Here is a 26269-nt window from a genome sequence, read left to right on the forward strand (position 1 = left end):
CCGGGCCGGACGCAGTAGTTTCGAGGGCGTGCGCCCAGCCCGCCGGCCGTCGGCGGGGAGCGCAGGAGGAGGAACGGTGTCCAACGCCCCGACCGCGGCGAGGCGGCGCGACGGCGGGGGCGACGGCGGGGGCGAGGGCCCGCTGGCCCGCGTGCGCGCCGCGACGGCCCGGGCCCACCACGAGCTCGACACCTCCCTGGCCGTGCTGGAGCGCCCGTGGGACGTGGCCGGCCACCGCCGCTGGCTGGAGCTGACCTGGGGCCTGCTGGCACCGCTGGAACGGGCGCTGGCCGGGTGGGCCCGCACCGACCCGGGCGTGCTCGACGTCGCCGCCCGGGCCCGGGCCGACCTCGCGCTGGCCGACCTGCGCGCCCTCGGCGTGCCCGACGCGGAACTGGCGGCGCTGCCGGAGTGCCCGCGCACCCCGGCCGTCCCGGACCGGGCCGCGGCCCTGGGGGTCTGCTACGTCCTGGACGGCTCCACGCTCGGCGGGCGGCTCATCGCCCGGACCGTCGTCGCCGCCGGGGTCCCCGCCGAGGCGACGACGTCGCTGACGGGCCGGCCCGGCGCCGGCCGCCGCTGGCGGGACACGACGGCCGCCGTGGAGGCCGTCGCGGACCGGGACGTGCCGGCGGTCGTGGACGCCGCGCGGGCCACGTTCACGGCCTACCGGGAGTGGCTGGCCCCGCTGGCCGGGCGCGCCGCGACGGGGGCGACCCCGTGAGCGAGGTCGCCCCGTACGTCCCGGTCTACGGCGAGGTCGACCTCACCAACTGCGACCGCGAACCCATCCACGTCCCCGGCGCCGTCCAGCCGCACGGCTTCCTGCTGGCCGTCGACCGGACCGCGCACACCGTCGTCGTCGCCTCGCGGAGCACCGCGACCCACCTCGGCCGCGCCCCCGAGGAGCTGCTGGGCCGCCCCCTGGCCGACGTGCTCGGCGACCGGCTCGCCGCCGACGTCCTCGCCGTCGAGGCCTCCGAGGTCCTGTCCGAGCCGCTGCGCGCCCGGCTGGACCTCGTGCCCGGCGGCACCGACGTCGACGTCGTCCTGCACCTGTCGGGGGACCGGCTCGTCGTGGAGGTCGAGCCCGTCGGGTCCTCCACCGGGGTCTCGCCCGTGTCGTACCGGTCGGCGCGCGCCGCGGTGTCCCGGCTGTCGGAGACCGCGACGGTGGACGAGCTGTGCCGCCGGCTGGCGCACGAGACCCGCCGCCTGACCGGCTTCGACCGCGTCATGGTCTACCGGTTCGACGCGCAGTGGAACGGCGAGGTCGTCGCCGAGGACCGGCGCGAGGACCTCAACGCGTTCCTGGGGCTGCACTACCCGGCCGGGGACATCCCCGCCCAGGCCCGCCGCCTCTACACGGTGAACTGGACCCGCCTCATCGCCGACGTCTCCTACGTCCCCTCCCGGTTGCACCCGGTGCTGGACCCGGCGACGGGCGCCCCGCTGGACCTGTCGTTCTCGGTGCTGCGCAGCGTGTCCCCGATCCACGTCGAGTACCTGCGGAACATGGGCGTCACCGCCTCCATGTCGGTCTCCCTGGTCCAGGACGGGCAGCTGTGGGGGCTGGTGGCCTGCCACCACTACTCCGGCCCGCACCGGCCCTCCCACGACGCCCGCTCGGCCGCGGAGTTCCTCGGCCAGACCGCCTCCCAGCTCATCGCCGGCCGCCAGCGCTCGGACGACCGCGACGACGCGCTGCGGGCCCAGGAGCTGCTGGCCGCGATCGTCGCCGACGTCTCGGGGTCCGGGCGCGACCCGCTGAGCAGCCTGGCCGGCGACGACCGGCTGCTCGACCTGGTCGGGGCCGGGGGAGCGGCGGTGTGGGACGGGTCGCGGCTGCTGACGCTGGGCCGGGTCCCGGACCGGGCCGGGCTGCTGCAGATCGCGACGACGCTGGCCCGCAGCGACGGGGCCCCCACCTTCACCGACCACCTGGCCTCCCTCACCCCGAGCCTGTCCCGCTGCGAGCGGGAGGCCGCCGGGGCCCTGCGCGTGGGCCTGGGCGCGGACCGCTGGCTGCTGTGGGTCCGGCCCGAGCAGGAGGAGGTCGTGGACTGGGGCGGCGACCCGCGCAACAAGGAGATCGCCGCCGCCGAGGGCCCCGACGTGCGGCTCAGCCCGCGCAAGAGCTTCGAGAAGTGGCGCGAGGTCGTTCGCGGCCGCAGCCTGCCCTGGCGGCGCTGGCACCCCGAGACCGCCGAGCGGCTGCGCAACCAGCTCACGTCCGTCGTGCTGGGCCGGGCCCGGGACCAGATCGCGATCGCCGAGTCGCTGCAGCGGGCCGTGGTGCTCGACGAGGCGCCGCAGTTCGACGGGCTGCAGGTGCTGGCCCGCTACCGCCCCGCCGAGGGGTCCCAGCTCGGCGGGGACTGGTGGGACGCCGTGGAGCTGCCCGACGGCCGGGTCGCCGCGGTCGTCGGGGACGTCGCCGGGCACGGGGTGCACGCGGCGGCCGCCATGGCGCAGCTGCGCGCGGCCCTGCGCGCCTACCTGCTGGAGGGGCACGGCCCCGCCGCCAGCCTCGACCGGCTCGACAGCCTCGTGGGGACGCTGTTCAGCGCCCACACGGCGACCGCGGTCGTCGTCGTCGTCGACGCCGACCGGGGCACCGCCCGGCTGGCCGGTGCCGGGCACCCGCCGCCGCTGCTGCTCACCGCCGGCGGCTGCGAGCCGCTGCGGCTGCCGTCGCGACCGCTGCTGGGCATCGGCGCGGGCAAGGCGACCGACGTCACCGTCGAGGTCCCCGCGGACGGGCTCCTGCTGCTCTACAGCGACGGCCTCGTCGAACGCCGCGGCACCCCCCTGGGCGAGACCATCGAGCAGCTGCGCGCCGCCGCCGCGACCGGGCCCGCCGGGCCCGGCCCCGAGGCGCTGGGCGCCTTCGCCGACCGCCTCATGACGGTCGTCCCCGGGGCCGAGGGGGACGACACGACGCTGCTGCTGCTGGGGCGCCGCCCGTGAGGCCGGCCCCGCGGCGCGGCGCGGGGGGCGCCGCCCTGGCCGCCGCGTTCCACCGCGAGGTCCTCGCGCCGCTGCTGCACCGCACCTTCGGCGACGCGCCGTTCGTCGCGGGCCGCTTCGGCTCCGGGTCCGACGTCCTCGGCCTCGACGACGACGTCTCCACCGACCACGACTGGGGCCTGCGCTGCACCCTCCTGGTGGACCCCGGCGGACCCGGCCCCGAGGAGGTCCGCGCCGTCCTCGACCGCGACCTGCCGGCGACGTTCACCACCGCCGCCGGGACGCACCCCGTCCGGTTCGCCACGACGTGGGACCCGCGGCCGCGGCACCGCGTCGAGGTCGCCGACCTCGACGGGTTCGTCCGGTCGCGGCTGGGCGTCGGCCCGCGGGAGGGGTTCAGCACCGCCGAGTGGCTGTCCTTCACCGGTCAGGCCGTCCTCGAGCTCACCGCCGGGCCGGTGTTCGCCGACCCCGCCGGCCGGTGGGAGGAGGTGCGCCGCGCGCTGACCTGGTACCCCGACGACGTCTGGCGGTACGTCGTGGCGTGCGCCTGGAGGCAGTTGGAGCAGGAGCTGCCGTTCGTCGGGCGCACCGCCACCCGCGGGGACGACCTGGGCTCCCGGCTGCTCGCCGCGCGCCTGGCCGGGACCGCCACCCACCTCGGGCTGCTCCTGGACCGCGTCTGGGCGCCCTACTCCAAGTGGACCGGCACCGCCCTCGCCGCGTCCCCCGCGGGCCGGGCCCTGCCGCACCTGCACCGCGCGCTGGCCGCCGACCGCTGGCCCGAGCGCGAGGCCGCGCTGTGCGCGGCGCTGGAGGACCTGCTGCTGCGGCAGCGCGAGGTGGGGCTGCCCGCCCCCGGGCCCGCCACCGCCCCCTTCCACGACCGGCCGTTCCGCGGTGTCACCGAGGGGCTGGCCGAGGCCGTCGCGGCCGGGCTGCACGGCTTCCCGCCGCTGGGCGTCGGCGCGGCCGACCAGTGGAGCAGCGCCGTCGACGTCCTCGTGCGACCCGGCCTGCGCCGCAGCCTGCGGGAGGCGTCGTGACCGCGCCCGGCGCGCCCACCGCGGCGCAGGCCCTGCTGCTGGGCCGGATGAGCGCCGAGGGCGAGCCCCTGCTGGCGTCGCTGCCCGTCGGCGGCGGCTGGATCGGCGGCGCGGGGGCGCTCGCGGTGGGGCCGGCCCGGCTCTGGCTGGCCCAGCCGCAGCTGGTCGGCGGGCCCTCGACGGCCTCGGTGCCCGTGGGCGACGTCGGGTCGGCCTCGCTGCGCCGGCGGCGGTTCGGCGCCCTCGCGGTCGTCCTGCGCCTGGGCGGCCGGGACGTCCTGCTGCCGACCCGCGCCGCCGCCGGCGACGTCGAGGAGTTCCTGCGCGCCCTCGACGCCGCCCGCGGGGACGCTCAGCGCACCACGTCGTAGACGAGCTTGACGATGCCGTTGGCGTACGTCTGCGACTCCACCACGGCCAGCCGCTGCGCGTCCTTGTCCGACCGGCTCCACAACGTCTTGCCCGCCCCGAGCAGCAGCGGGAACACCAGCAGGTGGTACCGGTCGACCAGGCCCGCGTCGGACAGGGACCGGGCCAGGGTCGCGCTGCCGTGCACGGCCATGGGGCCGCCGTCGGTCTCCTTCAGCGCCGCGACCTCGTCCAGGGACCGCAGGACCGTCGCGGGCCAGCGGTCGTCCTGCCCGGTCAGCGTCGTCGAGACCACGTAGCGGGGCATCGCGTTGTACTCCGCGAACTCGTCCATCGTCGGCCACACCGGCGCGAACGCCTCGTAGCTGGTGCGGCCCAGCAGCAGCGCGGTCGTCTCCTCCTGCTCCCGCTGCTTGATCTCGTAGGCGGCGGGGTCGAACTCGACCTCCTTGAAGGTCCAGCCGGAGTTGCGGTAGCCCGGTTCCCCGCCGGGTGCCTCCACCACCCCGTCGAGGGAGGTGAAGGCGGTGACGATCAGCTGGCGCATGGTGTCCCTTCCCGTGTCGGAGCTCGTCGCGACGCTACTGGTGCCGGGACCGGTCGGGGAGGGGGAACTGAGCGGTCGCTCAGCGGGGGGCGGTGGACCCCCGGACGACGAGCTCGGTGGCCAGCTCGACGTGGTGGGAGTCCAGCTGCTCGCCGCCGGCCATCCGCAGCACCGTCCGCAGCGCGACCCGGCCCATCTCCCGCAGCGGCTGGCGCACGGTCGTCAGCGGGGGAGCGGCCATCGCCGCCAGCTCGGTGTCGTCGAAGCCCGTCACCGACAGGTCGTCGGGCACCCGCAGCCCGAGGGCGCGGGCCGCCTCCATGACGCCCAGGGCGATCGAGTCGCAGCCGCCGACGACCGCCGTCGGCCGGTCCGGGCCAGCCAGCAGCCGCATCCCGAGCCGGCGGCCCGCGTCGTACTGGAAGTTGTCGTTCAGGACGTGCTCGGCGACCGGGGTGAGCCCCGCCGACTCCATGGCCGCGCGGTAGCCGTGCAGGCGGGCCTGGTTGCACTGCGACCCGGGCGGGCCGCCCACCCAGGCGATGTCGCGGTGCCCCTGGGCGAGCAGGTGGTTGGTCGCGCTCATCCCCCCGGTGAAGTTCGTCGACCCGACGCTGGTGACCTCCCGGCGCGGCAGGTTCAGCGGGTCGATGACCACCAGGGGCAGGTTGACCGAGGCCAGGGCGTCGATGTGGGCCCCGGTGAGCTCGCCGGTGACGACGATGACCCCGGTGCGCCCGGCCGCGGCCAGGCCCCGCGCCCACGAGCGCGGCGGCGTGGTCAGGCGCTGGGAGCGCCCGTCCCGCAGCAGGCCCACCACGACGGAGGCGTCCGCCTCGCCGGCGGCCTCCACGACCCCGTCCACGACCGCCGTCGCGTAGGAGGAGAAGTCGCCGTCGATGAGGAACTCGACCGTGCAGCTGGCCGCGGTGACCCGCCGGGCCGACGGCGGGGAGTAGTCGTGCTGGACCAGCAGCTCCTCGACGAGGGCGCGGGTCTCGGGGGAGACGTCCTCGCGGCCGTTGACCACCTTCGACACGGTCGCCACGGACACCCCGGCGCTCGCGGCGATGGTGGCCAGGGTGGTCCGGTCCCTGGTCCGGGGTCGAGCGGGGGCGTTCTCCAGCACGGGTCCTCCTCGACTCGTCGTGCGACGACTGTACGGCCGGCGGGCCCGTCGCGCCAGCACCCTATCGAAAGTTTTCGGCGAGCGATCGGTCCGACAGGTCACTGTGCTGCAACGATTCCCAGGGCCGTCCGGGGGAACGTGGTGGAAGACTTGACCTCATCGCCGACGTCCTCTTATGGTCCTGGGCAGACGACGCGGTCGAAAGCTTTTCGACCGCGTTCGCTGCGGCCCCAGCCGGGACCGTGGACGTGGATCAGCCGCAGGGACGCGGCTCGGCACAACGGAGATCACTGTGGATCACAACCGCGCTTCGCGTCGGTCCTTCCTCGCCCTGGCGACCGCGACCCCCCTGGTCGCCACCGTCCTGGCCTCCTGCGGCGACTCGGGTCCCGCGGGATCGGGCTCGGGCGACGGGGCCACCGACTGGATCCTCACCGGTCAGCCCAAGGAGGGGATCCGCCAGGCCGCCCGCGACGACTGGAACTCCGCGCACGAGGACCAGCAGATCCAGGTCAGCGCGTTCCAGAACGACGCGTACAAGGCCAAGATCAAGACCGCGATCGGCGCCGGCCAGGCCCCCACCATCATCTTCGGGTGGGGCGGCGGCACGCTGCGCAACTACGCCGAGTCGGGCCTGGTCGACGACCTGACCCCGTGGCTGACGGAGAACCCCGAGGTCAAGGACCGCCTCTTCGACGCGGCCTTCGCCGCCGGGACGGTCGAGGACAAGGTCTACGGCCTGCCGACCGAGACCGTGCAGCCGCTCGTCTTCTTCTACAACAAGAAGCTCTTCCAGCAGATCGGCGCCGAGCCGCCCACCACCTGGGACGAGCTCATGGCCGTGGTGCCGAAGTTCAACGCCGCCGGCATCGCCCCGATCTCCCTGGGCGGGCAGTCGCGCTGGACGAACATGATGTGGCTGGAGATGCTGTTCGACCGCATCGGCGGCCCCGAGCTGTTCGAGTCCATCTACAACGGCACCCCGGCCTGGACCGACCCGGCCGCCATCGACGCCCTCACCAAGGTGCAGGACCTCGTCAAGGCCGACGGCTTCGTCAAGGGCTTCGCCTCGATCACGGCCGACTCCAACGCCGACCAGGCCCTGCTCTACACCGACAAGGCCGCCATGATGCTGCACGGCACCTGGACCTACGGCGGCATGAAGACCGACGGCGGCGACTTCGTCTCCAGCGGCAACCTCGGCTACATGAACTTCCCCGCCGTCACCGGCGGCAAGGGCGACCCGATGAACACCTTCGGCAACCCGGCGCAGTACGTGTCGATCTCCTCCAAGGCCACCCAGGCCCAGAAGGACATCGCCCTGGCCTTCTTCAAGGACGGTCTGCTGCAGGACAAGGAGGCCGAGGCCTACATCACCGAGGCCGGCGAGGTCCCCGTCGTCAAGGGCATCGACTCCAAGTTCGCCGGCATGGAGGACGAGGAGTGGCTGAAGTTCACCTACGACCTCGCCACCAACGCGCCGTCCTTCGCGCAGTCCTGGGACCAGGCGCTGTCCCCGACCGAGGCCGAGACCCTGCTGGACAACATCGAGAAGCTCTTCGGCCTCGCGATCACCCCGCAGGAGTTCGCCGCCAACATGAACGCGGCGATCGGCTCGTGAGCACGTCCGTGAGCACGGCCCCCAGCCCCGTCCCGGCGAAGGTCTCGTCGGCGGCCCACACGTCCACGGGCCGACTGGGCTGGCTGGTGCTGCCGGCGCTGCTGATCTTCGTCGCGTTCGCCGTCGTCCCGCTGATCGGGGTGTTCGTCCTCAGCTTCACCTCCTGGGACGGCATCGGGGCCATCTCCTTCACCGGCCTGACGAGCTGGAAGGCCGTGCTCACGGACCCCGGGCTCCCGCACGCGCTGTGGGTCACCTTCCTGGTGATCGTGCTGTCGTGGATCGCCCAGACGCCGCTGTCGATCCTGCTGGGCGTCTTCATCTCCGGTCACCAGAAGTACCGGGGGTTCCTGGCGGTCCTGTTCTTCCTGCCGCTGCTGCTGTCGGCCGCGGCGGTCTCCATCGCCTACAAGGCGCTGCTCGACCCGAACTTCGGGCTGGGCCCGGGCCTGAACCTGGCGATCCTCACCCAGGACTGGCTGGGCCGTGAGGCGCTGGCGATGGGCGTCGTGATCTTCATCATCGCCTGGCAGTGGATCCCGTTCCACTCGCTCATCTACCAAGGCGCGATCCGCCAGATCCCGGCCTCCATGTACGAGGCCGCGCAGATCGACGGCGCCGGGCGCGTGCGGCAGTTCTTCTCCATCACGCTGCCGCAGCTGAAGAACACGATGATCACGTCCTCCACCCTCATGATCGTGGGGTCGCTCACCACGTTCGACCTCATCTTCGTCCTCACCGGCGGCGGGCCGAACGACGCGACCCGCGCGCTCGCCCTGGACATGTACCTGACCGGTTTCCGGGCCAACCAGATGGGCCTGGCCTCGGCCATCGCCGTGATCCTCGTCGTCGTCGGCCTGATCCTGGCCCAGGTGCTGCAGCGCCTCGGCGGCAAGGAACGCAACTCCCAGCTGGAAGGGGCCTGACCGATGGCCACGCAAGCCGCCGCCCCCGCGGCCCGCACCGGCGGGTCCAGCTCCTCCGGCTCCCGGCGAGGCACGACCGAGCGCAAGAACTGGCTCGGCGGCGCCTTCGGCTGGCTCTGGCTCCTCATCGTGATGATCCCGATCTACTGGATCGTCATCACGAGCTTCAAGAGCTCCGCCGGCTACTTCGGCACCAACCCGCTGGTCCCGTCGTCCACCCCGACGCTGGACAACTACAAGCTGGTGCTCGAGAACGACTTCGCGCGCTACTTCATGAACTCCGTCATCGTGACGGTCGGGGCCACGATCCCCGCGGTGCTCGTCTCGTTCATGGCCGCGTTCGCGATCGTCCGCGGCTCCGGCCGGTGGCTCAGGGCCGTCAACGCCGTGTTCCTCATGGGCCTGGCGATCCCGCTGCAGGCGACGATCATCCCGATCTACCTGATCATCATCAGGGCCGGGATGTACAACTCCCTCGGCGCGCTCATCCTGCCCTCGATCGCCTTCGCCATCCCGCTGACCGTCCTCATCCTGTCCAACTTCGTCCGCGACGTCCCGAACGAGCTGTTCGAGGCCATGCGGATGGACGGCTCCAGCGAGTGGGGCACCATGTGGCGCCTGGCGTTCCCGCTGACCCGCCCCGCGCTGGTCACGGTGACGATCTACCAGGGCCTGCAGATCTGGAACGGCTTCCTGCTCCCGCTGATCCTCACCGACCGGGCCGACCTGCGCGTCCTGCCGCTGGCGCTGTGGACCTTCCAGGGGCAGTACAGCGTCAACATCCCGGCGGTCCTGGCCTCGGTCGTCCTGACCACGCTGCCGATCCTCGTGCTCTACGTCGTCGGTCGCCGGCAGCTGCTGTCCGGTCTCACCGCCGGTTTCTCCAAGTGATCGAAAGGGTTCCGCTGTGACTCGCCAGGCGCTCGTCGTCCGCGGGGGCTGGGACGGGCACTCGCCCGTCGAGGCCACCGAGCTGTTCATCCCGCACTTGGAGGCCAACGGCTTCACCGTGCGGGTCGAGGACCTCGGGACCGACTTCGGTCCCTCCTCGACCGCCACGCCGAAGGTCTACACCGACGCCGAGTACCTGGCCACGGTCGACCTCATCGTGCAGTGCAACACCATGAACACCATCGAGAAGGAGGAGTTCGAGGGGCTGCGCACGGCCGTCGAGAACGGCACCGGCTTCGCCGGGTGGCACGGCGGCATCGCCGACTCCTACCGCTCGAACTCCGACTACCTGACCCTGGTCGGCGGGCAGTTCGGCTGCCACCCGGGCAAGCACCCCGACGAGCGCGAGGGCGGGCCGCAGGACAACTACGTGCCCTACCGCGTGAACATGGCCCCGGCGGCGGCCTCGCACCCGATCACCGAGGGCATCGAGGACTTCGACCTCGTCACCGAGCAGTACTGGGTGCTGTCCGACGACTACGTCGACGTCCTGGCCACGACCACCCAGGCCGTGCGCGAGTGGGACCCGTGGAACCGCCCGGTGACCTCGCCGGCGATCTGGACGCGGCAGTGGGGCAAGGGGCGGATCTTCGTCGCCACCCCCGGCCACGACCCGGCCACGCTGAAGAACGAGAACGTCAAGACGATCGTGGAGAGGGGCCTGCTGTGGGCAGCCCGATGAAGGTCGGCGTCGTCGGCGCCGGGGTCATCTCGGCGCAGTACTCGGCGGCGCTGAAGCGGCTGCCGCAGCTGCAGATCACCGCCGTCAGCGACTTCGTGCCCGAACGGGCGCAGGCGCTGGCCGACGAGCACGGCGCGCAGGTGCTGTCGCTGGCCGAGCTGCTGGCCTCCCCGGACGTGGACGTCGTCCTGAACCTGACGCTGCCGCGCACGCACGCCGAGGTCGCGCTGGCCGCGATCGCCGCGGGCAAGCACGTGTACGGCGAGAAGCCGCTGGCCATGACCGTCGCGGAGGGTCGCGACGTGGTGAAGGCCGCGGCGGCAGCGGGCCTGCGGGTCGGCTGCGCGCCGGACACCGTGCTCGGCACCGGGATCCAGACCGCCCGCGCCCTGGTGGACGCCGGGCAGATCGGCACCCCGCACTCGGCGACGGCGTTCATGACCACGCCCGGTCACGAGCGCTGGCACCCGCAGCCGGACTTCTACTACCAGCCCGGCGGCGGTCCGCTGCTGGACATGGGGCCGTACTACCTGACCTCGCTGGTGCACCTGCTCGGCCCGGTCACCCGCGTCGTCGGCGCCTCGACGCGGCCCTCGACCGAGCGCACCATCGGCTCCGGGCCGCGCGCCGGGGAGTCGTTCGGCGTCACGATCGACACCCACATCACCGGGATCCTCGAGCACGCCTCGGGGGCGCTGTCGACGCTGATCATGAGCTTCGACACCTGGGCCGCGCGGCTGCCGCGCATCGAGGTGCACGGCACCGGCGGTTCGCTGTCCGTGCCGGACCCCAACATGTTCGAGGGCACGGTGGAGCTCTTCTCCGCCGCGACCGCGCCGGCCCCCGGCCCGGACGTCGACCCCGCGGCGAACTGGGCGGACGCCGGCGTCACCGCCGGGTTCGTCGACTCCGGTCGCGGGTACGGCCTGGCCGACCTCGCCCTGGCGGTCGAGGCCGGTCGTCAGCACCGCGCGAACGACGAGGTCGCCCTGCACGTCCTGGAGATCATGGAGTCGGTGCAGCAGGCGGCGGACGGGCACACCTCGGTGACGCTGACCACCACCTGCGAGCGGCCCGAGGCCATCACGACGGCGGTCGACCTCACCGCCTGAGACAGCGCTCCCGCGCGGTCCGCGGAGCTCGTGCGCGGCGTCCCCCGTCCCGGGGGGGCGCCGCGCACTCGCGTGGTGGCCCGGTCGTCCGGGCCGCGCGAGGGGTCCGCGCGAGGCGTCAGGCGTCGTCCAGGCACAGGCAGAACGGGTGCCCGGCGGGGTCGGTGTAGACGCGCCACCCCCGGTGCTGCGCGTCGTCCTCGACGAGCGTGCCGCCCAGGGCCAGCACCCGCGGCTCGGTGCTCGCGAAGTCGGCGACGTACAGGTCCAGGTGCGCCTGCTGGGGGACGTCGCCGGCGGGCCACGTCGGCGCGACGTGGCCGGGGGCGAGCTGGAAGTCCAGCCGCCCGCCGCCCTCCCCGCGCAGCGTCACCCACTCCTCGTCGGAGCCGGGGTCTACCTCCCAGCCCAGCAGGCCGCCGTAGAAGGCGGCCAGGCCGCGGGGGTCGGGGGTGTCCAGGGCGACGGTGCCGAAGCGGATCCCGGTGTGCTCAGCCACGCCCCGAGACTGCCGCCCGCCGTGCCAGTCTGTCCACACCTCCCGGCCCGCACCTCACACCCGGTGCCCCCGGGACGTTGGCAGGGTGTGGGAGAGACGGTGGAACCCTTCGAGCGGGTCGTCCAGGAGCACGGGCGGGTCGTCCTGCGGGTCTGCCGCGCCGTCGTCGGCGAGGACGCCGCGCAGGACGCGTGGTCGGAGACGTTCCTGGCGGCCCTGGTCGCCTACCCGCGGCTGCGGCCGGGCAGCGACGTGCGCGCCTGGCTCGTCACCATCGCCCACCGCAAGGCCGTGGACCTCCTGCGCGCCCAGGCCCGCCGCCCCGTCCCGGTGGCCGAACCGCCCCCGGTGACGACCGGCGAGCACCCCGGCGACGGGCGCCAGGACCTGTGGGCGGCGGTCGCCGCGCTGCCCGGCAAGCAACGCCTGTGCGTGGCCTACCACCACTTCGCCGGGCTGCCCCACGCCGAGGTCGCCGCCCTCGTCGGGGGCACCCCGGCCGCAGCCCGTCGGGCGGCGGCCGACGGCATCGCGACCCTGCGGCGCACCTGGAAGGACGCATCGTGAACGGACGCATCGTGAACGACGGCACCCCCCGCCCCGCCCCCTGCGACGCCGGCGAGCCGGACGGCTGGGCGGTCGAACCCGGCGACAGCCCCGTGGAGGAGCAGCTGCACGCCCACCTGCACGCCGTCCTGGAGCAGCGGGCCGCGCAGGCCGGCGTCCTGGACGTCGCCTACCGCACCGTCGACTCCCCGCTGGGCCCCCTCCTGCTCGCCGCGACCGAGGTGGGTCTGGTCCGCGTCGCCTTCGAGCGGCAGGGCCACGACGAGGCGCTGGAGGAACTGGCGCGCGCGGTCAGCCCGCGGGTGCTGCGCGCACCGGCCCGGCTGGACCGGACGGCGCGCGAGCTCGAGGAGTACTTCGACGGCGATCGCACCGGTTTCGACGTCCCCGTGGACCTCGCCCTCGCCGCGGGGTTCCGGCGCGCCGTCCTCGACGTGCTGCGCCGCATCGGTTTCGGCGCGACCCTCAGCTACGCCGGGGTGGCGCGGGAGGCCGGCAGCCCGCGGGCCGTGCGGGCCGTGGGCACCGCCTGCGCCCGCAACCCGGTCCCGCTGGTCGTGCCCTGCCACCGCGTCGTGCGCAGCGACGGCAGCGTCGGGGAGTACGCCGGTGGCCCGGAGGCCAAGCGGCTGTTGCTCACCCTGGAGCGACGGGCCAAGGTGGGGGAGTGAACCGCCTGGACGTCCTCACCCCCGCCGTCCCCGACGTCGACGTCGCCCGCCGGTTCTCCCTCGACGGCCTCCGGCTCGAACTGCTTCAGGACCCCGCGGGGGTGCGGTGGGAGATCGCCCTCGACCCGGGCCCGGTGGTCGACGCCGGCGGCGCCCTCCACCTGCGGGAGACCGCGTGAGGTGGGTCGTCCTGCTGCGCGGGGTGAACGTCAACGGCATCGGCATCCGCTCCGCCGCGCTGTCGGCGTGCCTGCAACGGGCCGGCTTCACCGGGGTCCGGTCGGTGCTGGCCAGCGGCAACGTCGCGGTCGACGCCCCGGACGACCTGACGGCGCCCGACGTGCGGGCCCGCGCGGAGGCCGCGCTGCGCGAGGGCTTCGGGTACGACGCGTGGGTCGTCGTGCTCACCCCCGCCCGGCTGGCCGAGATCGCCGCCGGGTACCCGTTCGCGCGCGACGACGAGCACTGGCAGCCGTACTGCGTGTTCACCTCCGAGCCGGGACGGCTGGCCGAACTGGCCGGCGCCCACGTCCCGAACGAGGTGGAGGAGGTGCAGCCGGGCGGGGACGACGTCCTGTACTGGCGCTGCCCGAAGGGGGCGAGCACCGACACCCCGTTCGCGAAGCTGTCCGCCGCCGCGCGGTGGAAACCCTCCACCACGACCCGCAACCTGCGCACGGTGGACCGGCTCCTCGCCGTCGCCGGACGGGACTGACGCGGTGGCCGTCGACCCCGACGACCCGTACTCCGGGCTGCGCAACGAGACCCCCACCGAGCGGCTGGACCGGAACTGGGCCGAACTCCTCCAGGAACTGCGCGTCGTGCAGACCGGCGTGCAGCTGCTCACGGGTTTCCTGCTGACCCTGCCGTTCCAGGCGAGGTTCGAGGAGCTCGACCGCTACCAGCAGAGCGTGTACGTGGTCGTCCTGCTGCTCGCGGTGAGCGCCCTGGTCCTGTTCATCGCCCCCGTGGGGTACCACCGGGCCCTGTTCCAGCAGCGCTCGAAGGCGCGGCTGGTCGCGGTCGGCTCGCGGTTCACGAAGGCGGGCCTGGCGACGGTGGGGCTCGTCGTCTCCGGCGGGGTCCTGCTCGTCGTCGACGTCGTCGTCGGCCGCGTCGGGGGCTGGGTGGCCGGCGGCGGGGTCGCCGCGCTCATCGCGGTCTGCTGGTACGCGCTGCCGCGCCGGGCGCTGCGGCAGGTCCGGGCCGGGCGCCGGGACGCCGAGCGGGGCGAGGACCGCTGACGCGCGGCGGTCACGACCGCACGTCCTGCGGCGCCGCCGCGGGGACCGGCAGCAGCCGGCGCTGCACGCGCGCGCTCAGCGCTTCCAGCGGCCCCGCGCGCCCGGTGCGGGCCAGCGCGTGCGCGAACACCACCACGCAGCCGGCGACGACGGCGAACACGACGGCCGTGACCGCGGCCCGGTGCTCCGGGCCGAAGCGCGTCGCCAGCCCCAGGCCCCAGCCGTAGCACAGGGCCGAGGCCAGCAGGTTCTGCAGGACGTAGCAGGACAGGGCGGTGCGGCCGACCTCGGCGAACCGGCGGCCCACCCACCGCGGCCGGGAACGGGTGTGGACCTGCACGACCAGGGCCAGCACCCCCAGGGCCACCAGCACCGCCGAGCCGTACCGGGTCAGGAGCACCCCGAAACCGCCGCCCGCGACGAGGAACACCGCTTCCAGGACGAGACCGAGCACGCCCAGACCCATCAGGCGGCGGCGGAACCGGACCCGTTCGGGGTCCAGCAGACCGCACCGCACGAGTTCGGCGCCCAGGACGAACGAGGCCGTCGACAGCAGCAGCAGGCCCACGGGTTCGGCGCGGAACACCGCGAGGTGGTCCAGCCGGAACAGCACCAGGTCCGTGAACGACCCGTCGGCGTACGGGGTCCGCAGGTCCCCGCCCGCACCGGCGCCCAGTGGGGCCCGGTTCAACGCGACCACCAGGGCGGTCAGCGCGACGGCGTGGACGGTGAGCAGGACGACGAGCACGCGGCGGCGGCTGCGGTCGGGCCGGGCCAGCACCGGGGCCGCCAGCAGCGCGGCGACCGCGTACCCCATGAGGACGTCGAACTCGGCGATGAGCAGGAAGTGCACGCTCGCCTCGGCGAACAGCACCCCCGCCCGCACCCGGTGCGCCCGGTTCCAGGACACCCCGCGCCGCAGCGCCGAGCGGCGCTGCAGCTCCAACCCCACCCCGAACAGCAGGCTGAGCAGCGCCAGCGACTTGCCCAGCGGCAGCGCCTGGGCCAGCGCCGACCCCACCCCGCCGGCCACCGGGGCCAGCGCGGTGCCGAGCAGCCCGTCGGGGTGGGTGAACACCCACACGTTCGTCGCGAAGGTCCCCAGGATCGCCAGGCCCCGGGCGATGTCGAGCGATGCGTCGCGTCCCACCCGGCCAGGGTGGCGCCGGCCGGGCGCCGTCCGCGTCGGCCGGAGGAGGACGTCGGGCCTACTCCGGACGGTGTACGTGCCGGCGCACGGCGCGGGCCGCGGCCCCCACCGTCTCCCGCACGCCCTCCACGACGATCCCGCGGGCCGCGGGGTCCCCGCGCAGCTGCGACGTCGCGGTCTTGACGACCTGGTCGAGGCTGACGTGCGGCGGGATCATCGGGACGTGCGGGTCGACGACGGCGTCCAGCACGAACGGCCGGTCCGCGGCCATGGCCTCGTCGAGGACGTCGTCGAGGTCCTCGGGGCCGTCGACGCGCCGACCGGCCAGGCCGAGGAGCCCGGCCCACCCGGCGTACGGGACGTCCGGCACGTCCATCGCGGCGGCGAACGGCACCTCGCCCTGCATCGCGCGGGCCTCCCACGCCACGAACGACAGGTCGCGGTTGTTCAGGACCAGCACCACGAACCGCGGGTCGGCCCACGTCCGCCACCGCTGGGCGACCGTGACCAGTTCGGACAGGCCGTTCATCTGCATCGCCCCGTCGCCGAGCAGCGCCAGGACGGGACGGTCGGGGTGGGCCTGCTTGGCGGCCAGCGCGTACGGCAGCCCGCCGCCCATCGACAGCAGGGTCCCCGACAGCGAGGCCGTCATGCCGGGCCGCAGGTCCAGGTCGCGGGCGAACCAGCTCGTCGCGGTGCCGCAGTCGACGGCGACCTGGTGGTCGTCGGCGAGGCGGTCCGACAGCCCGCGGACCACCAGTTCGGGGTTCAGCGGGTCGGCCTGCGCCCGGACCCGCTCGGCGCTCCAGGCGTCCCACGCGGAGTTCCACCGGGCGATGTCGCGGCGCCAGCCGGGGTCGGGTTCGGCGCCGTCGAGCAGCGGCAGCAGCGCCTGCAGGGTCAGCCGCGCGTCCCCCACGAGGTTGACCTCGGTGGGGTAGCGCAGACCGCACCGGGTGCCGTCGACGTCGATCTGCACGGCCCGGGCCGCACCGGCCTCCGGGTAGTACTCCGAGTACGGCATCGTCGTGCCGACCAGCAGCAGGGTGTCGCACCCCTGCATGAGCTCGTAGCTGGGGCGGGTGCCGAGCAGGCCGATGGCCCCGGTCACCCAGTCGAGCCGGTCGTCCAGGACCGCCTTGCCCAGCAACGCCTTCGCGACGCCCGCACCGAGGGCGTCGGCGACGGCGGTCAGTTCCGCGGTGGCGCCCAGGGCCCCGGCCCCGGCGAGGATCGCGACCTTGCGGCCCGAGCGCAGGACCTCGGCGGCCTGCGCCAGCGCCTCCGGGCGCGGGATCCCCGGCAGGGAGCCGGGGACGGCGGAGGTGTGGGTGAAACCGTGCCCGTGCGGGACCTCGGTCACGGCGTCGGCGTCCTGCACGTCGCTGGGCAGCACCACGGCCGTCACGGTGCGCCGCTCGGTCGCGGTCCGCGCCGCGCGGTCGATCGCGTGCTGGACCTGGGTGGGGTCGGTGACCTGGAACACGAACTCCCCGGCGACGTCGCCGTACAGCCGGACGAGGTCGAGCTCCTGGTAGTAACCCGTCCCCAGGGCGTTCGTCGCGGTCTGCCCCAGCAGCGCCACCACCGGGACGTGGTCGAGCTTGGCGTCGTACAGGCCGTTGAGGACGTGCACGGCGCCGGGACCGGAGGTCACCACGGCCACGCCCAGCGGGGAACCGCCGAACTTCACGTCGGCGGTGGCGGCGAACCCGGCGGTCTCCTCGTGCCGGACCTGGACGAACTCCGCCTCACCGGCCTCGACGGCCCGGCCGATCGCGGAGATCACCCCGCCGATGCCGTCACCGGGGTAGCCGTAGAAGCGCCGGGCGCCCCACTGCGCCAGACGCGCGACGACGTGGTCACCGACCGTGGGAGAACTCATGCCCCCAGCGTCGGCGCCACGTCGTCGTCGTGCACCCGGGAACTGCACCCGGGAACTGCCCCCGGGAACGTCGTGCCCCGGGAACCGGGTCAGTCGGAGGGCATCCGGGTGTGGTGCTGCTCACCGAGCGGCTGGTCGCCGCTGCCGCTGCCGCCGCTGAACTTGTCCTTGACCGAACCGGCCACCGAACCGGCGGCGGCGCCGACCTTCTCCTGCGCCACCGAGCCGGCCTGCTTGGCCACGTCCCCGGCCTTGTCCTGCAGGTCGCCGACCGTGGCCTGCACCTTCGGGTTGCCCCACAGGCGGCCGACCGAGCTGCTGATCTGGTCGTAGCGCTCGCGTCCGGCGCGCGCGCCCAGCACGTAACCCGCTCCGGCCGCGGCCAGCAGCAGAACCTTGCCCATCATGGCTTCCTCCTCCGCTTCGGGTTCTCGCTCTGCGCCAACTCTGGCAGCGCGGGCCCGGGCGCGCTCGTCAGGAACGGCGCCGCAGGGCGTCCACCAGGGCGTCGACGTCCCCGGCGGTGGTGTCGAGGTGGCCGCTGACGCGCAGCGCCGGGGCGGTCATCTCCGCGGGCGCGCGTTCGACGCCGGCGCAGGTGGTGACGATGCCGTCGGTGGCGATGAGGTCGGCGCGCAGCGCGGCGACGTCGAGGGGCCGGCGGGGTCGCAGGGTGACGATCGCGCTGGGTTCGTCCAGCGGTTCGACGACGTCCCAGGTCCCCTCGAGCCCGGCGGCCAGCCGGTGGCGGGTGGCGGCCCCGACGGCGGCGAGCCCGGCGTGCACGGCCGCCGGCCCGAGCTCGACGTGCCCGGCCAGGGCGGCCGCGAACCCCAGGCGCCCGGCGATCGCCGCCTCGGCCTGCTCCAGACCGGCGGTGCGGCCGGCGAGGGCACCGCGAACGGCGACGAACCCGACGGCGCGGGGTCCGGCCAGCCACTTGCGGGAGGTGCCGTAGACGACGTCGGCGTCGCGGGCGGTGGTCGTGTCGAGGTGGCCGAAGGCCTGCGCGGCGTCGACGACGACGGGCACCCCCGCCGCGCGGCAGACGGCCACGACCTCGGCCAGCGGCTGCACGGTGCCCACGTGCGAGCCCAGGGCGGTCAGGTGGACCAGGTCGGGCCGCTGCCGGGCCAGGGAGCCGGCGAACGCCTGCGGGTCCCAGCGGTGCGGTCCGGCGACGGCGGTGGTGCCGATGCCGAGCTGCCGCACGACGGCGAGGTTGGGCCCGTACTCCCCGGCGGGGTGGGTGACCATGACGGGCAGGCCGCCGGGCCAGTGCAGCAGGACTTGGCGCAGGGCGTCCTCGGCGCTGTGGACGAAGGCGACGACGCCCTCGCCGGCGCTCCAGCCGAGCAGGGCGCGGACCCGGTCGCGGGCGGTGTCCAGCACCGGCGCGGCCGCGGCGGCGGCCAGGTACCCGCCGCGCTCGGCCTCGGCGCGCAGGTGGGCGGTGACGGCGTCCAGCACGGCCCAGCTGCTGCGGCCGGCCGCGGCGGAGTCCAGGTGCACCTGGGCGCGCGGGGGACGGGTGCGGCGCCAGGTGGCGGTCAGGTCCCCGGCGAGGGGGGTGGGGTCGCTCACGTCCCCGATCCTGGCGCAGGCGTCAGGGCGTGGCGGGGGCGGTGGGAGCCGGGGCCGGGGCCGGGCGGGCGCGGTGGCGCAGGCGCGCCACGACCCCGGCCGACCACGCCACGGCCAGGAGCGCGGCGAGCGCCGCGGTCCCGTGCCGGGACTCGGTCACCGCCACGGCGGCGACCACGAGGAGGGCCAGGCTGACGACGACGTCGGCCACGGCCACCCAGCTGCGTCTGCGCGACCCGCTGTCCATCGCCCCACTGTAACCCTGTTTTCGGCGGACCGAACTTCGAACCGCGGACCGGTGGCGACCCCGGTCGCCGCCGGCGGGGTGGCAAGCTGAGGGCGTGCCCCGCGCCTCGACGACCGCAGCGGCCACCCCCGCCGCGGAGGACTGCCTCAAGACCGTCTACGCCGCCGGGGAGTGGTCCGACGCCAAGATCACCCTCTCGATGCTCGCCGCGAGCATGGGGGTCTCCGCGTCCACCGCCTCCGAGGCCGTCCGCAAGCTCACCGACGCCGGGCTGCTGCGGCACGAGCGCTACGGCGGGGTGGAGCTGACCGACGACGGCCGCACCCGCGCGCTGGCCGTGGTGCGCCGGCACCGGCTGCTGGAGACGTTCCTCGTCGAGGAGCTCGGGTACTCGTGGGACGAGGTCCACGAGGAGGCCGAGGTGCTGGAGCACGTCGTGTCCGACCGGATGCTGGACCGGCTCGACGCCCGGCTCGGGCGCCCCGAGCGCGACCCGCACGGGGACCCCATCCCGCGCGCCGACGGCACCGTGCCGCAGCCCGGCGCGCACAGCCTGGCCGACGTCCCCGAGGGCGGGGTGGGCGTCGTCGCCCGCATCTCCGACGCCGACGCGGACGTCCTGCGCTACTTCGCCGACCTCGGCATCGGGCTCGACGTCCGGCTGGAGGTGGTGCAGCGCAGGGGCTTCGCCGGGACCACCGTCGTCCGCCTGGGCGGTGGGCGGGAGGTCGACCTGGGCGACCCCGCCGTGGCGGCCATCTGGGTCCTGCCGGTGCGGGAGGAGGCGTGAGCATCACGTACGACAGCCACGGCCGCCCGCAGGCCGAGAAGACCCGCGACGTGACGGTCGTCGGCAGCGTCAACGCCGACCTGGCGATCCGCCTGGCGCAGCTGCCGCCGGCGGGCCAGACGGTGCGCGGGTCCGACGCCGAGCGGGGCCTGGGGGGCAAGGGGGCCAACCAGGCCGTCGCGGCCGCCCGCCTGGGGCGGTCGGTGGCGATGGTCGGCGCGGTCGGCGACGACGACGAGGGCCGCGGGCTGCGGGAGCACCTGGCCCGGGAGGGCGTCGACGTGGAGCACGTCGCGGCCCTGGGCGTGCCCACGGGCGTCGCGGTCGTCCTCGTCCACGACGGGGAGTCCACGATCGTCCTGAGCCCGGGCGCCAACGACCACGTCGACGACGCCCGGGTGCGCGCGGCGGCGGGCACCGTCGCCTCGGCCCGGGCGGTGCTGCTGCAGTGCGAGGTGCCCGACGAGGCGCTGCTGGCCGCGGCCTCGCTGTGCACGGGGCTGCTGGTGCTGAACCCGGCCCCGGCGCGGGCGCTGCCGCCGCAGCTGCTGACCCGCGTGGACCTGCTGGTCCCGAACGCCGGGGAGCTGGCGGTCCTGGCCGGCGGCGAGGTGGCGACCGACGTGGACGGCCTGGTCGCCCAGGCCCGCGCGGTGCGGCCGTCGGGCACCACGGTCGTGACGCGCGGCGAGCGCGGTGCGCTCGTGGTGACGCCGGGCGGTCACGCCGAGGTCGCAGCGGTCCCGGCGCGGCTGGTGGACGCCACGGCGGCGGGGGACAGCTTCGTCGCGGCGCTCGTGGACGGCCTGCTCGACGGGCTCGGCCTGGTGGAGGCGGCGCGGTGGGCGGCCCGGGTGGCCGCGGTCGTCGTCAGCCGTCCTGGTGCGTCGGCCTCGGTTCCGCGCAAGGCTGAGGTCCCGCAGGAGCGCTGACGCTCCTCAGCAGCAGGAGGTCGCGGTGAGCGTCGGGTGGGGTTTCGTCGGTACCGGGGGGATCGCGGCCACGGTGGCGCGGGCGCTGGAGCTGGCGCCGGGGGGCCGGCTGGTGGCCGTGGCCTCGCGCGAGGTGGACCGGGCGGCGCGGTTCGCCGCGGACCACGCGGCCGGGGCGAACCCGTACGGCGACGTGCGGGAGATGCTGGCCGACCCGGCGGTGGACGCGGTGTACGTGGCGACCACCCACCCGCAGCACCACGCGCCGGCGAAGCAGGCGCTGCTGGCGGGCAAGGCGGTGCTGGTGGAGAAGCCGATGACGGTCAGCCTGGCCGCGACGCGGGACCTGCTGGACACCGCGGCCCGGCGCGGCGTCTTCTGCATGGAGGCGTACTGGACGCGGTTCCTGCCCGGGACGGTGGCCCTGCTGGAGCTGGTCGAGTCGGGCGGGATCGGGCCGGTCCGCGGGCTGCACGCCGACTTCGGGTTCCCGGCGCCGCCGTCGCTGACGCGCTTCCACGACCCGGCCGTCGGCGGCGGGTCGCTGTTCGACCTCGGCCCGTACCCGGTGGGGCTGGCGCTGACGCTGTTCGGGACGCCGGCCCGGGTGCGGGTCGCGGGGGTGCTCGCGCAGTCCGGGGTCGACGAGCAGGTGGCGCTGGCGCTGGACTGGCCCTCGGGGGCGAGCGCGGCGCTGTCGACGACGATGGTGGCGCGGACGCCGTCGCGGGCGTGGATCGAGGCCGGCGAGGCGTGGGTCGAGGTGGCCTCGCCGCTGCCGGCGGCGCCGGGCTTCACCGTCCACCGGCCGGCGGCCGGCGGCGGGGAGGAGGTCACCGTGCACGACCACGCCGTCGCCGACGGCCACCGGTTCATGCTGGAGCACGTCCACGAGTGCCTGGCCGCCGGGCTCACCACGAGCCCGCTGGTGACCCCGCGGTTCTCGCTGGACCTGGCGACGGTGTTCGAGGCGGCGGTGGAGGCGCTGGGGATCACCCGCGCGGCGGAGGTGGTCGCCGCCGGTTAGCGTCGGGCCCATGCCGTTGACCGGAGAGTACGAACCGAGCCCCGAAGCGTGGGTCCGCGACCAGGTGGAGCAGTACGAGTCCTCGGGTGGGACGGAGGGCACCGAGCTGCGGGGCATGCCCGTGGTCGTCCTGACGACGAAGGGCGCGAAGTCGGGCAAGCTGCGCAAGCAGGCGCTGATGCGCGTCGAGCACGAGGGCGACTACGCGGTGGTCGCGTCGCTGGGCGGGGCGCCCAAGCACCCCGTCTGGTACTACAACGTGAAGGCGCACCCGCTGGTGGAGCTGCAGGACGGGCCGGTGAAGCGGGACTACACCGCCCGCGAGGTCACCGGCGAGGAGCGGGAGCAGTGGTGGGAGCGGGCCGTCGCGGCCTACCCGGACTACGCCGACTACCAGCTCAAGACCGACCGGGTCATCCCGGTGTTCGTCCTGGAGGCCGCCGCGGCCGAGGACTGAGGAGCCTCTGACCTGCGGTGATGCAGCTCACCCGGACGGCCGTTGGGCCGTCCGGGTGACTTCGGTTCAGATCACGGCCGACGCTGCCTAACACTGGGAGTCACACAGGGAACACTGTGGGCAACCAACAGCGGTCAGACAGGAGACGACGATGCGACTTGGAACGGTGACTTCGGCCCCGGCGGTGCGCACCGCGTCCCGCGTCGACGGCCTCAGCGGCTCCGAATCCGTCACGCCGGTCCGCAGGATCACCCCGGAGTGGATCGACGAGGACCCGCTCGACGAGCTGACCCAGTCCGACCGGGCCCTGCTCGGCCACCTCTACGGCTTCGAGGACCTCGAGGCCGGCGCCGCCCCCGTCGCCTCGCTGGCCCGCGAGATCAACCGCGAGCGCGCCAGCGGCATGGTCTCCGAGCAGCGCGACCTCACCGCCGAGGACCTGCGCCGCATGATCGGCCGGCTCACCTTCACCGCGAAGGAGCCGGTGCCCGTGGAGGTCCAGCTGCGGCTCATGGTGATGCTCAACGGCTCCACCCAGGGACGCCTGGACGTCGTCCTGTGACGTCCTGAGGGACCTTCTGCGATCGTGGCGGGCGTGCGCCTCTTCCTCGTCCGTCACGGCCAGACCCGCTCCAACGTCGAGCACCTCCTCGACACCGCCGTCCCCGGCGCCGACCTCAGCGACCTCGGCCGCGAGCAGGCCGACGCCCTCGTGGGGACGCTGGCCGAACGCGGCATCGGGGCCCTGACCGCCTCCACGCTCGTCCGCACCCAGCAGACCGCCGCCCCGCTGGCCGCCCACCTCGGCCTCGACGTCGCCGTCGCCGACGGGCTGCGCGAGATCGAGGCCGGCGACCTGGAGATGCGCGGCGACGAGGCCTCCGTCGCCCGCTACCTCGACGTCGTCGCCGCCTGGCTGCGCGGCGAGCTCGACGTCGCCGAGCCCGGCGCCGAGGACGGCACCGCCTTCTTCGCCCGCTACGACGCCGCCGTCGACGACGCGGTCACCGCCGCCCGCGCCGCCGGCGTCGACACCCTCGCCCTCGTCAGCCACGGCGCCGCCATCCGCACCTGGGCCGGGACCCGCGTGCGCAACCTGACCACCGAGTACGTCATCGCCACCGGCCTGGCCAACACCGGCGTCGTCGAGCTCGTCGGCGACCCGGGGTCGGGCTGGACGTGCGTGAGCTGGATGGGCGCCGTCGTCGACGCCGAGCAGGCCGAGGTCGCCGGGCAGGGCCCGGCCGCCGAACCGGGGTCGGTGTTCTGAGCGTGGCCTACCCGGAGCTGCTGGGACGGGCGCGGGCGCTCACGACCGGACCCCGGCGGGTCCTCGGCCTCGTCGGCGCCCCCGGCGCCGGCAAGTCCACCCTCGCCGCCCGGCTGGCCGCCGACCTCGGCCCCCGCGCGGCCGTCGTCGTCCCCCTCGACGGGTTCCACCTCGCCGACGTCGTCCTGGCCGCCCTCGGCCGGCGCGACCGCAAGGGCGCCCCCGACACCTTCGACGCCGGCGGCTACGTCGCGCTGCTGCGCCGGCTGCGCTCGGGGGAGGAGGACGTCGTGTACGCCCCGCAGTTCCGCCGCGACCTGGAGGAACCCGTCGGCTCCGCGCTGCCCGTGCCGCGGGAGGTGCCGCTCGTCATCACCGAGGGCAACTACCTGCTGCTGCGCGAGGGCCCCTGGGCGGCGCTGGAGGGGCTCCTCGACGAGTGCTGGTACCTGCGCCCGGACGAGGCGGTGCGCCACGCCCGGCTCATCGCCCGCCACGAGGCCTTCGGCAAGGACCCCGCCGCCGCCCGCGCGTGGGCGCTGGGCAGCGACGAGGCGAACGCCGCCGTGATCGCCGCGAGCCGCGCGCGCGCCGACCTCGTCGTCGACCCCGCCGACCTGCCCGGCTGAGACCGGGAGCCGAACCTCTGGCGCGACTGTGCGGTTCCTGAGAAGGTGCCGCCCATGCGAGGTCGCAGCGTTGCCGCCCTGGTCTTCTCCACCGTCCTGACGACCGGCCTGACGACGGGGCTCGCCGGCCCCGCCCACGCCCGGACCGCCACCGACCCGGTCCCCACCGACCGCACCCCCGTCGCCACCGGCTTCGGCGGCGCCGTCGCCAGCGTCGACCCCGACGCCACCGCCATCGGCCTGGACGTCCTGCGCCGCGGCGGCAACGCCGTCGACGCCGCCGTCGCCACGGCCGCCGCCCTCGGCGTCACCGAGCCCTACTCCGCCGGCGTCGGCGGCGGCGGGTTCCTCGTCAGCTACGACGCCACCACGCAGCGGGTCACCACCATCGACGGCCGCGAGACCGCCCCCGCCGCGATGACCCCCGACGCCTTCCTCGGCCCCGACGGCACCCCCCGCCCGTTCGCGGACCTCGTGGGCTCGACCCTGTCCGTCGGCGTCCCCGGGACCCCCGCGACGTGGGAACGGGCGCTCGCCGAGCAGGGCACCATGACGCTCACCCAGGCGCTGTCGGGCGCCCGGTCGCTGGCCGAGCGGGGGTTCGTCGTCGACGAGGAGTTCCGCGAGCAGACCGTCGACAACGCCGAGCGGTTCCGCGACTTCTCCTCCACCGCCCAGCTGTTCCTGCCCGGCGGGAACGCCCCCGCGGTCGGGTCGGTGTTCCGCAACCCCGACCTCGCCCGGACCTACCAGGTCCTCGGCGAGCAGGGCGCCGGCGCGTTCTACGGCGGCGAGCTCGGCCGCGCCGTCGTCGACACCGTCGCCGCCCCGCCCGTCGCCGACGGGGTGGGCCGCGAGGTGCTGCGCGGGCGGATGACCCTGGACGACCTGCTGGCCTACCGCGCGCCGGACCGCGAACCCACCCGGGTCGTGCACGACAGCGCCTCGGGCACCGTCGAGGTCTACGGGATGGGCGCCCCCAGCAGCGGCGGCACCACCGTCGGGGAGGCCCTCAACGTCCTCGACGCCCTCGACGCCCGGCTCGGGACCACCACCGACCCCGTCGTCTCCGAGCACCGCAAGCTCGAGGCGGCCGCCCTCGCGTTCGCCGACCGCAACCGGTTCGTCGGCGACCCCGACGTCCAGGACGTCCCGCAGCAGCGGCTGCTGTCGCCGGAGTTCGCCGCCCAGCGGGCCTGCCCGGTCACCGACGACGCCGTCCTGCCGCGCCCGGTGGCCCCCGAGGTCGGCTGCGACGCGACGGCCCCCGGCGACCCCGAGCCCCGCGAGGGGCAGTCCACCACGCACCTGGTGACCGCCGACGCCGCCGGGAACGTCGTCTCCTACACCCTCACCATCGAGCAGACCGGCGGGTCCGGGATCGTCGTCCCGGGCCGGGGCTTCCTGCTGAACAACGAGCTCACCGACTTCAACGCCGCCCCCGCCGTCGCCGGGCAACCCGACCCGAACCTGCCCGGCCCCGGCAAGCGCCCCCGCTCCTCGATGTCGCCGACCATCGTGCTCGCCGACGGCCGCCCCCTGCTGGCCGCCGGGTCGCCCGGCGGGGCCACGATCATCGGCACCACCCTGGGGATCCTCGCCGACCGCCTCGACCGCGGCGTGCCGCTGCCCGAGGCCGTCGCCGCGCCCCGCGTCTCGGAGCAGAACGGGACCGCCACCTCCGCCGAGACCGCCTACGTCGAGTCCGAGCGTGGGCAGGCGCTCGCCGCGCTCGGGCACGTGTTCCGGCCCGTGGAGGAGATCGGGGCGGCGGCCGCGCTGGAGTTCCTGCCCGACGGGCGGGTGCAGGCCGTGGCCGAGCCCGTGCGGCGCGGCGGCGGGTCCGCCGGGGTCGTCCACCCCGCACCCGACCCCGCGCCCTGACGGCGCCCTGACAGCGCCCGGACCGGTCGGGGACGGCTCTCACCGTCTTCACAGGACCCGACCGGTCCGGACGCAACGCG

The 26269-nt window shown here is 75.1% G+C and carries 30 protein-coding genes; 22 read left to right on the forward strand and 8 right to left on the reverse strand.

Annotation, left to right across the window (positions count from 1 at the left end; all coding sequences use genetic code 11):
- Positions 1–76: 76 nt before the first annotated feature.
- The 4 genes from ACRYM6_RS11940 to ACRYM6_RS11955 are packed head-to-tail and all read left to right on the forward strand — an operon-like array spanning position 77 to position 4387.
- Entirely contained in the window at positions 77–724 is a 648-nt protein-coding gene (locus tag ACRYM6_RS11940; protein ID WP_432543095.1) for a biliverdin-producing heme oxygenase, read from the forward strand.
- Positions 721–2970, forward strand: a complete 2250-nt coding sequence (locus ACRYM6_RS11945) for a SpoIIE family protein phosphatase (RefSeq protein ID WP_432543096.1) — start codon at positions 721–723, stop codon at positions 2968–2970. Before ACRYM6_RS11940 ends, ACRYM6_RS11945 begins: the two co-directional genes overlap by 4 nt.
- On the forward strand, positions 2967–4016 hold the full coding sequence (locus ACRYM6_RS11950) for a DUF4037 domain-containing protein (protein ID WP_432543097.1): 1050 nt from the start codon (positions 2967–2969) through the stop codon (positions 4014–4016). The genes ACRYM6_RS11945 and ACRYM6_RS11950 overlap by 4 nt, the downstream gene beginning before the upstream one ends.
- Complete coding sequence (locus ACRYM6_RS11955; protein WP_432543098.1) at positions 4013–4387, forward strand: hypothetical protein; 375 nt, start codon at positions 4013–4015, stop codon at positions 4385–4387. Before ACRYM6_RS11950 ends, ACRYM6_RS11955 begins: the two co-directional genes overlap by 4 nt.
- Here the strand turns inward: ACRYM6_RS11955 and ACRYM6_RS11960 are convergent.
- Together ACRYM6_RS11960 and ACRYM6_RS11965 are read right to left on the reverse strand one after the other, a co-directional pair.
- Positions 4369–4932 carry a dihydrofolate reductase family protein gene (locus tag ACRYM6_RS11960; RefSeq protein WP_432543099.1) on the reverse strand — a complete coding sequence of 188 codons (564 nt, stop codon included), beginning with the start codon at positions 4930–4932 and terminating at the stop codon, positions 4369–4371. The two genes, ACRYM6_RS11955 and ACRYM6_RS11960, sit on opposite strands and share 19 nt — an antisense overlap.
- Before the next feature lie 79 nt (positions 4933–5011).
- Complete coding sequence (locus tag ACRYM6_RS11965) at positions 5012–6058, reverse strand: LacI family DNA-binding transcriptional regulator (protein WP_432543165.1); 1047 nt, start codon at positions 6056–6058, stop codon at positions 5012–5014.
- Between the two features lie 295 nt (positions 6059–6353).
- Here ACRYM6_RS11965 and ACRYM6_RS11970 point away from each other — a divergent pair, with 295 nt between their 5' ends.
- The 5 genes from ACRYM6_RS11970 to ACRYM6_RS11990 all read left to right on the forward strand — a co-directional run bounded on the left by ACRYM6_RS11970 (position 6354) and on the right by ACRYM6_RS11990 (position 11353).
- Positions 6354–7682 (forward strand): extracellular solute-binding protein, encoded by a 1329-nt coding sequence (locus tag ACRYM6_RS11970; protein WP_432543100.1) that lies wholly within the window; start codon positions 6354–6356, stop codon positions 7680–7682.
- A 74-nt stretch (positions 7683–7756) separates the two neighbouring features.
- Positions 7757–8608 (forward strand): carbohydrate ABC transporter permease, encoded by an 852-nt coding sequence (locus ACRYM6_RS11975; protein WP_432543166.1) that lies wholly within the window; start codon positions 7757–7759, stop codon positions 8606–8608.
- Between the two features lie 3 nt (positions 8609–8611).
- The gene (locus ACRYM6_RS11980; RefSeq protein WP_432543101.1) at positions 8612–9499 is read left to right on the forward strand and encodes a carbohydrate ABC transporter permease; all 888 of its coding nucleotides are present in this window, start codon (positions 8612–8614) and stop codon (positions 9497–9499) included.
- Positions 9500–9515: 16 nt separating this feature from the next.
- Positions 9516–10241 (forward strand): ThuA domain-containing protein, encoded by a 726-nt coding sequence (locus ACRYM6_RS11985; protein WP_432543102.1) that lies wholly within the window; start codon positions 9516–9518, stop codon positions 10239–10241.
- Positions 10226–11353, forward strand: coding sequence for a Gfo/Idh/MocA family protein (locus ACRYM6_RS11990; protein ID WP_432543103.1), 1128 nt, complete (start codon positions 10226–10228; stop codon positions 11351–11353). Before ACRYM6_RS11985 ends, ACRYM6_RS11990 begins: the two co-directional genes overlap by 16 nt.
- 118 nt (positions 11354–11471) lie before the next feature.
- Here ACRYM6_RS11990 and ACRYM6_RS11995 read toward each other — a convergent pair whose 3' ends face one another.
- Complete coding sequence (locus ACRYM6_RS11995) at positions 11472–11852, reverse strand: VOC family protein (RefSeq protein ID WP_432543104.1); 381 nt, start codon at positions 11850–11852, stop codon at positions 11472–11474.
- 99 nt (positions 11853–11951) lie between these two features.
- Between ACRYM6_RS11995 and ACRYM6_RS12000 the strand changes: the two genes are divergently transcribed.
- The 5 genes from ACRYM6_RS12000 to ACRYM6_RS12020 all read left to right on the forward strand — a co-directional run bounded on the left by ACRYM6_RS12000 (position 11952) and on the right by ACRYM6_RS12020 (position 14334).
- Positions 11952–12419: an RNA polymerase sigma factor gene (locus ACRYM6_RS12000; RefSeq protein WP_432543105.1), complete on the forward strand. Its 468-nt coding sequence runs from the start codon at positions 11952–11954 to the stop codon at positions 12417–12419.
- Positions 12420–12511: 92 nt separating this feature from the next.
- Positions 12512–13090, forward strand: coding sequence for a methylated-DNA--[protein]-cysteine S-methyltransferase (locus ACRYM6_RS12005; protein WP_432543167.1), 579 nt, complete (start codon positions 12512–12514; stop codon positions 13088–13090).
- Positions 13087–13269, forward strand: a complete 183-nt coding sequence (locus ACRYM6_RS12010; RefSeq protein WP_432543106.1) for a hypothetical protein — start codon at positions 13087–13089, stop codon at positions 13267–13269. Before ACRYM6_RS12005 ends, ACRYM6_RS12010 begins: the two co-directional genes overlap by 4 nt.
- Complete coding sequence (locus ACRYM6_RS12015; RefSeq protein ID WP_432543107.1) at positions 13266–13805, forward strand: DUF1697 domain-containing protein; 540 nt, start codon at positions 13266–13268, stop codon at positions 13803–13805. Before ACRYM6_RS12010 ends, ACRYM6_RS12015 begins: the two co-directional genes overlap by 4 nt.
- Before the next feature lie 4 nt (positions 13806–13809).
- Positions 13810–14334, forward strand: a complete 525-nt coding sequence (locus ACRYM6_RS12020) for a DUF6328 family protein (protein WP_432543108.1) — start codon at positions 13810–13812, stop codon at positions 14332–14334.
- Between the two features lie 10 nt (positions 14335–14344).
- On the opposite strand, the gene ACRYM6_RS12025 is transcribed toward ACRYM6_RS12020, so the two are convergent.
- The 5 genes from ACRYM6_RS12025 to ACRYM6_RS12045 form a co-directional block, all read right to left on the reverse strand.
- On the reverse strand, positions 14345–15484 hold the full coding sequence (locus tag ACRYM6_RS12025; RefSeq protein WP_432543109.1) for a DUF418 domain-containing protein: 1140 nt from the start codon (positions 15482–15484) through the stop codon (positions 14345–14347).
- Between the two features lie 58 nt (positions 15485–15542).
- The gene (locus tag ACRYM6_RS12030) at positions 15543–17369 is read right to left on the reverse strand and encodes a thiamine pyrophosphate-requiring protein (protein ID WP_432543110.1); all 1827 of its coding nucleotides are present in this window, start codon (positions 17367–17369) and stop codon (positions 15543–15545) included.
- An 89-nt stretch (positions 17370–17458) separates the two neighbouring features.
- Positions 17459–17776, reverse strand: a complete 318-nt coding sequence (locus ACRYM6_RS12035) for a hypothetical protein (RefSeq protein ID WP_432543111.1) — start codon at positions 17774–17776, stop codon at positions 17459–17461.
- Between the two features lie 67 nt (positions 17777–17843).
- On the reverse strand, positions 17844–18953 hold the full coding sequence (locus ACRYM6_RS12040; protein WP_432543112.1) for an aminotransferase class V-fold PLP-dependent enzyme: 1110 nt from the start codon (positions 18951–18953) through the stop codon (positions 17844–17846).
- A gap of 22 nt (positions 18954–18975) precedes the next feature.
- Positions 18976–19200: a hypothetical protein gene (locus tag ACRYM6_RS12045; RefSeq protein ID WP_432543113.1), complete on the reverse strand. Its 225-nt coding sequence runs from the start codon at positions 19198–19200 to the stop codon at positions 18976–18978.
- Positions 19201–19294: 94 nt separating this feature from the next.
- On the opposite strand from ACRYM6_RS12045, the gene ACRYM6_RS12050 reads away from it, so the two are divergent.
- From ACRYM6_RS12050 to ggt, 8 genes are all read left to right on the forward strand, one after another.
- Entirely contained in the window at positions 19295–19990 is a 696-nt protein-coding gene (locus ACRYM6_RS12050) for a metal-dependent transcriptional regulator (RefSeq protein WP_432543114.1), read from the forward strand.
- Positions 19987–20922, forward strand: coding sequence for a ribokinase (locus ACRYM6_RS12055; protein WP_432543115.1), 936 nt, complete (start codon positions 19987–19989; stop codon positions 20920–20922). The genes ACRYM6_RS12050 and ACRYM6_RS12055 overlap by 4 nt, the downstream gene beginning before the upstream one ends.
- 25 nt (positions 20923–20947) lie before the next feature.
- Positions 20948–21949: a Gfo/Idh/MocA family protein gene (locus ACRYM6_RS12060; protein WP_432543116.1), complete on the forward strand. Its 1002-nt coding sequence runs from the start codon at positions 20948–20950 to the stop codon at positions 21947–21949.
- A 10-nt stretch (positions 21950–21959) separates the two neighbouring features.
- A complete protein-coding gene (locus tag ACRYM6_RS12065; RefSeq protein WP_432543117.1) occupies positions 21960–22406 on the forward strand; it encodes a nitroreductase family deazaflavin-dependent oxidoreductase in 447 nt (148 codons plus the stop codon).
- A gap of 184 nt (positions 22407–22590) precedes the next feature.
- On the forward strand, positions 22591–22968 hold the full coding sequence (locus ACRYM6_RS12070; RefSeq protein WP_432543118.1) for a hypothetical protein: 378 nt from the start codon (positions 22591–22593) through the stop codon (positions 22966–22968).
- A 33-nt stretch (positions 22969–23001) separates the two neighbouring features.
- Complete coding sequence (locus ACRYM6_RS12075; RefSeq protein ID WP_432543119.1) at positions 23002–23676, forward strand: histidine phosphatase family protein; 675 nt, start codon at positions 23002–23004, stop codon at positions 23674–23676.
- Between the two features lie 2 nt (positions 23677–23678).
- Entirely contained in the window at positions 23679–24305 is a 627-nt protein-coding gene (locus tag ACRYM6_RS12080; RefSeq protein WP_432543120.1) for a nucleoside/nucleotide kinase family protein, read from the forward strand.
- A gap of 54 nt (positions 24306–24359) precedes the next feature.
- Complete coding sequence (gene ggt, locus ACRYM6_RS12085) at positions 24360–26189, forward strand: gamma-glutamyltransferase (protein ID WP_432543121.1); 1830 nt, start codon at positions 24360–24362, stop codon at positions 26187–26189.
- Positions 26190–26269: the final 80 nt, after the last annotated feature.

Origin of the sequence: Kineococcus rugosus (genome assembly GCF_050871975.1) — a bacterium.
In the GTDB taxonomy this organism is placed as follows: Bacteria; Actinomycetota; Actinomycetes; order Actinomycetales; family Kineococcaceae; genus Kineococcus.

Coding starts and splice junctions, on each gene's coding strand:
- ACRYM6_RS11960 (WP_432543099.1), bottom strand. CDS start 4,932: ATGCGCCAGCTGATCGTCACCGCCTTCACCTCCCTCGACGGGGTGGTG.
- ACRYM6_RS11980 (WP_432543101.1), top strand. CDS start 8,612: ATGGCCACGCAAGCCGCCGCCCCCGCGGCCCGCACCGGCGGGTCCAGC.
- ACRYM6_RS12030 (WP_432543110.1), bottom strand. CDS start 17,369: ATGAGTTCTCCCACGGTCGGTGACCACGTCGTCGCGCGTCTGGCGCAG.
- ACRYM6_RS12035 (WP_432543111.1), bottom strand. CDS start 17,776: ATGATGGGCAAGGTTCTGCTGCTGGCCGCGGCCGGAGCGGGTTACGTG.
- ACRYM6_RS12045 (WP_432543113.1), bottom strand. CDS start 19,200: ATGGACAGCGGGTCGCGCAGACGCAGCTGGGTGGCCGTGGCCGACGTC.
- ACRYM6_RS12065 (WP_432543117.1), top strand. CDS start 21,960: ATGCCGTTGACCGGAGAGTACGAACCGAGCCCCGAAGCGTGGGTCCGC.
- ggt (WP_432543121.1), top strand. CDS start 24,360: ATGCGAGGTCGCAGCGTTGCCGCCCTGGTCTTCTCCACCGTCCTGACG.